Origin of the sequence: Limosilactobacillus reuteri (assembly GCF_002254085.1) — a bacterium.
Lineage (GTDB): Bacteria > Bacillota > Bacilli > Lactobacillales > Lactobacillaceae > Limosilactobacillus > Limosilactobacillus reuteri_K.
The window spans coordinates 1-8318 of record NZ_NGPY01000031.1 but is presented as its reverse complement, the minus strand read 5'-3'; the positions used below and the strand labels follow the sequence as shown (position 1 = coordinate 8318).

Genomic DNA, 8318 nt, shown 5'->3' with positions numbered 1-8318 from the left:
ATGAATATGTCCAAGACGCTCCAGTCAATTCAATGTGATTAAGTTGTCGAACCGCCGTATACGGAACCGTACGTACGGTGGTGTGAGAGGTCGATAATTGAAATAATCAATTATCTCCTACTCGATTAAAATTATTTTTAAGAAAAGCTTTGAACTGTAATTGCTGCTCAGGCTTTTTAAGTATAATAAAACAGCGATAGCAAATAAACGCTACCGCTGAAATAACATCTTGCCCACCTCCTCTTGGAATTAAATGGAGTTTAACCAAGTAATTCCTCAATTAGGCGTTTGAGAGCCTTTTTGATTGCAACCTTTACAAAGGGTAACAGTTGCTTAACGAGCCCGTTCGGCACGATAATGATAAAGATGCACCAATGCAATTGGGACACCTCCCAACTTGCACATATTTGTAGGTTCGTTACGCCTAACAGCGTGCTTGACTATTGTATCACAGAATTACTGTGTTATAATTAAAACATAATGATAAAGATGCCGGTGTGCAAAATGGATTCAGTTCGTTACTTAATCCGTACCGGTAAACAGGGTGCCTTAATCGGCATCCTTTTTTATTTTAAATTAAAAAACTCACCACAATCATGATTGCAGTGAGTAGTCAATGTAAATTAATTTTAAAGGCTCTGCAATTTTAAAAACTATTTTCATCAATTGGGATGGGAGATTTTGATAGGTAGTGAGTTCGGTAATTGATTTAGTTCTTTAAATCGAAAAAGTCTCCCATTTCTTTAAGGCTGTGATCTTCTTTTGAACGGCCTTTATTAATAACGGCTGTTTGAATTTGTTGATAGAAAGTAAGCGCTTCTTCGTATGCTTCCTTATAAACCCTTAATTTGTCTTGAGTAGTAAGGTCCGGTGAACTTTGCACACAAGCTAAAGCAAACTTAGCAGGGTCGATTCGATACTTGGTTAAGTCCATTTCTTTCACTTCCTTTCCTTAGCAATAATTATAACAGCGGTGATTGATAAATACTGTTAAGAAGGCTTGCGTGAAATTTTCTTATTGCGTAGCTAGTTCTTTTATCTTATAGTTAAGACTAGAATTATCACTTGATGAGGTGACATGTGATGAATTACGAGGAGCTATTTCAAAAGATTGATAAGTGGGCACATGAACGCGGGATTGACCACGCGGATCCACGTGTCGAATTTATGAAGATGGCAGAAGAGCTTGGCGAACTTTCTAGCGCGTATAATAAGGAAAATCAGGCTAAGCTTATCGATAGCATCGGTGACTTACAGATTGCGCTGCTAATCTTTTGTAAATTAGTGGGCGTTGACCATCAACAAGCGCTTGCCGCAGCTTATCAAGAAATTGCAAAGCGAACGGGTAAGACAACTACTGATGGGGTATTCATCAAAGAAAGTGACCTTAGATCAAGAAATAAAAAGGAGAAATAGCTGTGAAATTTATTTCGTGGAACATTGATTCAATTAATGCGGCACTAACTGGAACCTCCGTACGGGCTGGAGAAACGCGGGAAGTATTACAAAAGATTGCAGCGATGAAGCCAGATGTCATCGCCATTCAAGAGACCAAGCTGTCAAAGAATGGGCCAACTAAGAAGCATTTGACGGTTTTACAAGAATTATTCCCCAATTATGAAGTGGCATGGCGAAGTTCCGTTGAACCAGCACGGAAAGGGTATGCTGGAACCATGTACCTTTATTTAGCCCAATATGAGCCAAAAGTAACTTATCCTAAAATTAATGCGCCAGAACCAATGGATGATGAAGGAAGAATCATTACCCTTGAATTTCCAGACTTCTATGTTACAGAAGTATATACACCAAATTCCGGTAATGGGCTTAAGCGGTTAGATGAGCGGCAAACATGGGATGATTGTTACCGAGACTACCTGCGTGAACTTGACCAACAAAAACCGGTAATCGCTAGTGGTGACTTTAATGTAGCTCATGAGGAGATTGATTTAGCCCATCCAGCGACCAACCATCATTCAGCTGGCTTTACTGATGAAGAACGTACGCATTTCTCGAAACTATTAGCTGCTGGCTTTACCGATAGTTTTCGGCACCTTCATCCCGACGAAAAGGGAGTTTATTCTTGGTGGGCACAACGGGTAATTACTAGTAAACAAAATAACTCTGGCTGGAGAATTGATTACTGGTTAGTCAGTGACCGGCTTGCTGATAAGATTACAGAAGCGGGGATGATCGATAGTGGAGAACGTCGCGATCATACGCCGATTATTTTAGAAATTGATCTTTAACTGAAAATAAGAGATTTGGAGCACCGACTTTGTCCCAAATCTCTTATTTTGTTATTTATTCCAAATAATATGGTGGTTATCATTCTTGGCAGTGTGGCCAATTACTTTTCCATTCAAGTAAACGGTAGTTGGGCAACCCTTTTGAATATCTTTTTCAGATAACTTCTTAAGGTCGTTGTCTGCTAATGTGCCATACACACCATTTTGCAAATCTTGAATCAAAAGCGAACGACGAGCTTTTGATAATTGATAGATATCATTATTAACATCAATTTTAATCTTGTTGTCCCGCGAATAGGTAATATCTTTGATTGAAGAAAAGCCTTTGAATGTTTTGTCATTCTGTTCATATTGTTGACAGTTGCCTAAATAATCAGCGATATAACGGTTGGCTAAATCATTCTTTTCCTTTGTCATCTCAGCAGCATAGGCAACACTGGTTGATTGAAAAAAGGTAGTGCTAAGTCCAGTACTAGTTCCAACAGTAATACCAGCAAGAGCAAGGATAAGGCCCTTAGAAATTTTATTCATAATGTAAATCTCCTCATCAATAAATATCGTCCTCTTAATTATGATCATTTTAAGGGAAATAAACAAGGAAAATAATTAATAAAAAGATCAGTAAATTGAACTATCACCTCTATCTTCAAACTAGTGTATAATATTTACTAAACCCATTACTAAAAGAGGTGAAGAATAATGGCAACAATTAAAGAAATTGCGAAAAAGTCAGGGTACTCACCAGCAACGGTTTCGCGTCTTTTGAATAATGACCAAAATTTATCGATCAGTCCAAGTACCCGTAATAAGATAATGACGGTGGCTAACGAGCTTGGCTATTGGAATGATCATAAAAAGAATTCTCAGCAGCAACCAATCCGTCCTAATCTTGCTTTATTGTATCGGGTAAGCGGTAAAGAACAACTGCAAGATGAATATTTTGCGTTTTTACGCAATGCAATTATTAAAGAAGTCGATGAAGCTGGAGCGCAGATTGAGATCTTTAGTAATATCAAAGATTTAATTGCGGCGGCTGATTCGTTCCAAGGATTTATTGGCGTGGGGCGGACCGGGTAACGCAAGACCAGCTTATCGAACTCCATCAATACTTACCGCATGGCGTTTTTGTCGATATTAATCCGATGCCGCAATTATTTGATTCTGTCCAACCTAACCTTGAATTAACGATTCAGGATGCTCTTCATCGCCTCACCAAAGCAGGTTATGAACGAATCGGTTTCATTGGCGGAAAAGGCCTTAATCTCAATAATGTCCAACAAGCTGATGCCCGTGAAATCGCCTTTCGTGAATTTACAGGGATGCAAGGGATAAAAGAAGCGCTATTATATGTGAACGGACCATTTAATGTAAAAAACGGTTATCAACTTGGTAAATGGGTTCTTGAACAAAGCGGTGGTAATTTACCGGAAGCTTTTATTATTGCCTCTGATACGTTAAGTGTTGGTGTTCTCCAGGCTTTTAATGAAGCAGGGGTAATTGTGCCACGTGATACTGTCGTGATTAGCATCAATAACAGTGACGTTGCTAAGTATGTTTCACCACCGTTAACGTCCTACAATATCAACCAAGAGACGCTTAGCCGGATGGCAATTAACCTTCTCCAAGATTTAATAACTCATCCCCAGCGCCCGCACGTTCATCTGACAGTAAATACCGATATTGTTTTTCGTAAAAGCTTTCCTAAAGAAAATAAGTAGCTAATCAGTATTCGTAGCAACGTTTCGTAGATTAGCTATTTTTTATATCCTTTCATAGTAATGAATTTACTTTTTGAATAAATATTTACTAAAACTAACTAAAGAATTATAATACATTTGTAAGCGATTGCAGAAAGCTGTAGTTTGGAGGTTGTAAATATGACACATAGCCATAAGCTCACGGGCAAACAGCTTGTTTCTCGTGCTTCGTTTTGCTTTGGTAATTTGGGGCACTCCGCATTTCATGGAGTAATGAGTACTTACTTTATTATCTTTGTAACAAGCGGAATGTTTGCAGGACTAAGCAAAACGGTTGCTAATAAACTAATTGGGTTGATTACTGGTTTGATTGTTTCTGTCCGGATTTTGGAGTTATTAATTGATCCATTATTAGGGAATATTGTTGATAATACGAAAACCCGGTGGGGAAAATTTAAGCCGTGGATTTTAATGGGAAATATTGTTAGTGCGATTTTGTTGTTAATCCTCTTTACCGGAATCTTTGGCTTAGCAAAATATAATTGGGTTCTTTTTGCCATTCTATTTGTTATTATTTTCATTACGTTTGATATTTTCTACTCATTTTCTGATGTTTCATATTGGGGAATGGTGCCCGCTTTAAGTGAAGATTCTGAAGAGCGGGGTGTTTATACCGCTCTCGGTGCCTTTGCAGGAACCCTTGGCTGGAATGGATTAACGATTATCGTGGTCCCGATTGTAACGACCTTTACTTATTTAGCTACTGGTCAACATCGCTAAGGGCCTGCTGGTTGGTTTGCTTTTGCTGCCATCATTTCGGCATTAGCTGTTATCTGTGCTCTGGTTATTTGCGTTGGGACGAAAGAAAATTACAATGTGATCCGTAAGTCTGCTCAAGATAAGACAACTATTCGCGAAGTCTTTTCGGCAATTTTTCATAATGATCAAATCTTATGGCCAAGTTTGGCATATTTACTTTATTCATGTGCCTATGTTGTAACCAATGGTGTCCTTTTCTACCTTTATAAGTTTGTTATTGGTAAACCTGGTGAATTCTGGATTGTTGGGGTTATCGCGACAATTATCGGTTTTTGTACTAGTCCTCTTTATCCTATTTTGAATAAATTTATTCCGCGGAAATGGCTATTCATTGGTGGTCAAGTCTGCATGAGTCTAGCATATTTAATCTTTATTTTTGCCCGCTCTAATGTTTTAATGATGGACTTTGGATTAGTCTTGTTTAACATTAATTTTGCCCAATTGGTAACCGTTTTAACATTAACAGATGCAATTGAATATGGCCAATTAAAGTCTGGTCAACGAAATGAAGCGGTAGTTCTTGCTGTGCGACCAATGATTGATAAATTAACAGGGGCGATCTCAAATGGACTTGTCGGTTATATCGCAATCGCGGCCGGAATGACGGGGAGCGCAACTGCTGCTGACATGACAGGTCATGATATTCGGACTTTTGATAGTATGGCCTTTTATATCCCGCTGGTATTAGCTGTTTTGTCAATTTTTGTCTTCCTTTTTAAGGTGAAATTGAGTGAAGAAGCTCATGCGGAAGTAGTTGAAGAATTAAAGGATAAATTAGCACAAGGAGAACTGACAAGTGAAGCGTCGCCATCATCGACTAGTCTTAAAGAAGAAACGATTTATGCGCCAACAGATGGAGAATTAGTCGCCATGAAAGCAGTTGTCGATCGTGATGGTCAACCGTTCCCCGGCAAGGGCTTTGCGATTAAGCCAACTAGCGATAAATTGTACGCCCAATTTGACGGTAAGATTAACTTTACATTTGGCACCCGTCATGCGTTTGGTATTACTTCTGATAAGGGGTTAGAAATGATTGTTCATATTGGTGTCGGGACTGTGAACATGCGTGGTGAAGGCTTCAATGCCCATTATAATGACGGTCAAATCGTTAAAAAGGGGCAGCTACTCTTTGATTTTGATCGTGAATTGATTAAACAAAGCGGGTATGAAGATTCGGTAATTACTTTCTTTGCGCAACCGCATAATATTGAAGCGGCTAATGGCTTTACTCCCGGAAAGACCGCTAAACTTGGTGATAAGGTAGTAACAGTAGAATTTAAATAAGGTGAGAAAATGATAAAGAGAGAATTATCTCATTTCTTATATGGTGGCGACTATAATCCAGAACAGTGGCCAGAAGAAACGTGGGCTGAAGATATTAAAGTATTTAAACAGGCAGATATAAATTCCGCCACGATCAATGTTTTTTCATGGGCTTTGCTTGAACCGCAGGAGGGAAAATACGATTTTACCAAGCTTGATAAGATTATCAAAGAATTAATGGCTGCTGATTTTGATATTATCCTTGCAACTTCAACGGCCGCGATGCCAGCTTGGATGTTCAAGAAATACCCAGATGTTGCGCGGGTCGACTACCAAGGACGTCGCCATGTATTTGGGGCCCGGCATAACTTTTGCCCAAGCAGTAAAAATTATCGGCGCTTAGCGAAAAATCTCGTGGAACAGCTTGCTAAAAGGTATGGCGATAATCCGCATATTGTTGCTTGGCATGTTAATAATGAATATGGTAGCAATTGTTATTGTGAAGAATGCCAAACAGAATTTCAGCAATGGTTAAAGGCGCGCTATCAAACCTTGGATAACCTTAATTATGCATGGAATATGAATGTGTGGAGTCATACAATTCATGACTGGGATGAGATTATTGTGCCCAATGAACTTGGTGATGCATGGGGCCCATAAGGATCGGAAACAATTGTCGCCGGACTTTCAATTGATTATTTACGTTTTCAATCGACCCAAATGCTTGATTTATTTAAGATGGAAAAGCGAATCATTGAAAAATATGATCCAACAACCTTAGTCACTACTAACTTTCATAGTCTGCCCAATAAAATGATTGATTATCAGCAGTGGGCGAGTGCGCAAGACATCATATGATAGTTATCCGGCTTATGATGCACCGATTTATCAGCCAGCATTCTTATATGATTTGATGCGTTCCCTGAAACACCAGCCGTTTATGCTGATGGAATCGACGCCATCACAAGTTAACTGGCAACCATATAGCCCATTAAAGCGTCCGGGACAGATGGCGGCCACTGAATTACAGGCAGTTGCGCATGGTGCGGATTCCGTTCAATTTTTCCAGTTGAAGCAGGCACTAGGCGGATCAGAAAAGTTTCATGGTGCCGTGATTAGTCATGCCAACCGGACTGATACCCGGGTATTTAAGGAAGTGGCGAACTTAGGTCATGATTTAAGAAAAGTGGGCCCGGTTATTAAGGATTCTCAGACTAAAGCTCGGGTCGCCCTTATCTTTGACTGGAGTAATTTCTGGTCCTTTGAGTATGTCGATGGTATTACCCAGGACCTAAAATATGTACCAATTATTCTTGATTATTACCGGCAATTTTATGAGCTAAATATTCCGACTGATGTAATTTCTGTTGACGATGATTTTAGTCAGTATGATCTTATAGTCGCCCCCGTTCTTTACATGGTTAAGGATGGCTTAGGGCAAAAAATTACGGATTATGTTGCAAACGGTGGTAATTTTATTACTAGTTTTATGTCCGGAATGGTAAATGAATCCGATAATATCTATCCGGGCGGTTATCCTGGACCATTAAAAGATGTAGTGGGACTGTGGGTTGAAGAAAGTGATGCAATCCTTCCTGATAAAGATGTTAAATTAGCAATGACGACCGGGGATGAATTAACTGGATATTTGATAGCAGACTTAATTCGCCTTAATGGAGCCCATGTCCTGGCTAAATACGCTAGTGAATTTTATGCTGGGACTCCCGCGGTAACCGAGAATACCTATTCAAAAGGGAAAGCATGGTATGTTGGTAGTCGCCTTGACCATGCTAGTCTCCGGAAGGTTATTATGCATGTTGTTGATGATGTACACCTTTCCGCGTTAGTTAAAGAGCCAACAGAATTGGAGATAACAAAACGCCAAAATCCAGCAGGTCAGGATATTTACTTTGTCCTTAATATGGGAAAGGGTAAACAGCCATTGCCAGTAGAATTTCAAAAAGGTTATCGAGACCTTTTGACTGGCGATTCTCCTGAAACGATGCTTGATTCGTGGGATGTTGAGATCTTAGTTCAAGAATAAAAAAGATAAGACTGAGAAATGGGAATGACGTGTACCCCCAGAGTTGGAAATCAACTCTGGGGATATTTTATATGACCAAAATTAGCGTTAAAACTAAACTTAAAGCTGTTGAAGAATATGCCAACGGTAATGTTACTTTAGCATCAGTTAGGCATAAATACGGGATTGCTGAATATGATTTCCAAATTTGGGTGGGAATTTATGCAAGATTTGGTAAAGGACCATTACTCAATCCACCCAAAGTAACTG

General features: G+C 39.3%; 4 protein-coding genes and 3 pseudogenes. 5 read left to right on the top strand and 2 right to left on the bottom strand.

Going from position 1 to position 8318, the window contains the following annotated elements:
• Positions 1–709 precede the first annotated feature (709 nt).
• Positions 710–934 (bottom strand): hypothetical protein, encoded by a 225-nt coding sequence (locus CBG10_RS06675; protein ID WP_094500865.1) that lies wholly within the window; start codon positions 932–934, stop codon positions 710–712.
• A gap of 149 nt (positions 935–1083) precedes the next feature.
• Between CBG10_RS06675 and CBG10_RS06670 the strand changes: the two genes are divergently transcribed.
• Both CBG10_RS06670 and CBG10_RS06665 read left to right on the top strand, forming a co-directional pair.
• Positions 1084–1416 carry a MazG-like family protein gene (locus CBG10_RS06670; protein ID WP_094508501.1) on the top strand — a complete coding sequence of 111 codons (333 nt, stop codon included), beginning with the start codon at positions 1084–1086 and terminating at the stop codon, positions 1414–1416.
• A 2-nt stretch (positions 1417–1418) separates the two neighbouring features.
• Positions 1419–2246: an exodeoxyribonuclease III gene (locus tag CBG10_RS06665; RefSeq protein ID WP_066035701.1), complete on the top strand. Its 828-nt coding sequence runs from the start codon at positions 1419–1421 to the stop codon at positions 2244–2246.
• 51 nt (positions 2247–2297) lie between these two features.
• Here the strand turns inward: CBG10_RS06665 and CBG10_RS06660 are convergent, their stop codons facing one another.
• A complete protein-coding gene (locus CBG10_RS06660; RefSeq protein WP_094500867.1) occupies positions 2298–2777 on the bottom strand; it encodes a hypothetical protein in 480 nt (159 codons plus the stop codon).
• Positions 2778–2945: 168 nt separating this feature from the next.
• Here CBG10_RS06660 and CBG10_RS06655 point away from each other — a divergent pair.
• The 3 pseudogenes from CBG10_RS06655 to CBG10_RS06645 all read left to right on the top strand — a co-directional run bounded on the left by CBG10_RS06655 (position 2946) and on the right by CBG10_RS06645 (position 8069).
• Positions 2946–3964: pseudogene (locus tag CBG10_RS06655) on the top strand (LacI family DNA-binding transcriptional regulator).
• Between the two features lie 159 nt (positions 3965–4123).
• Positions 4124–6046 (top strand): annotated as a pseudogene (locus CBG10_RS06650) (glycoside-pentoside-hexuronide (GPH):cation symporter).
• Positions 6047–6055: 9 nt separating this feature from the next.
• Positions 6056–8069, top strand: a pseudogene (locus CBG10_RS06645) (beta-galactosidase).
• The last annotated feature ends 249 nt before the right edge of the window (positions 8070–8318 follow it).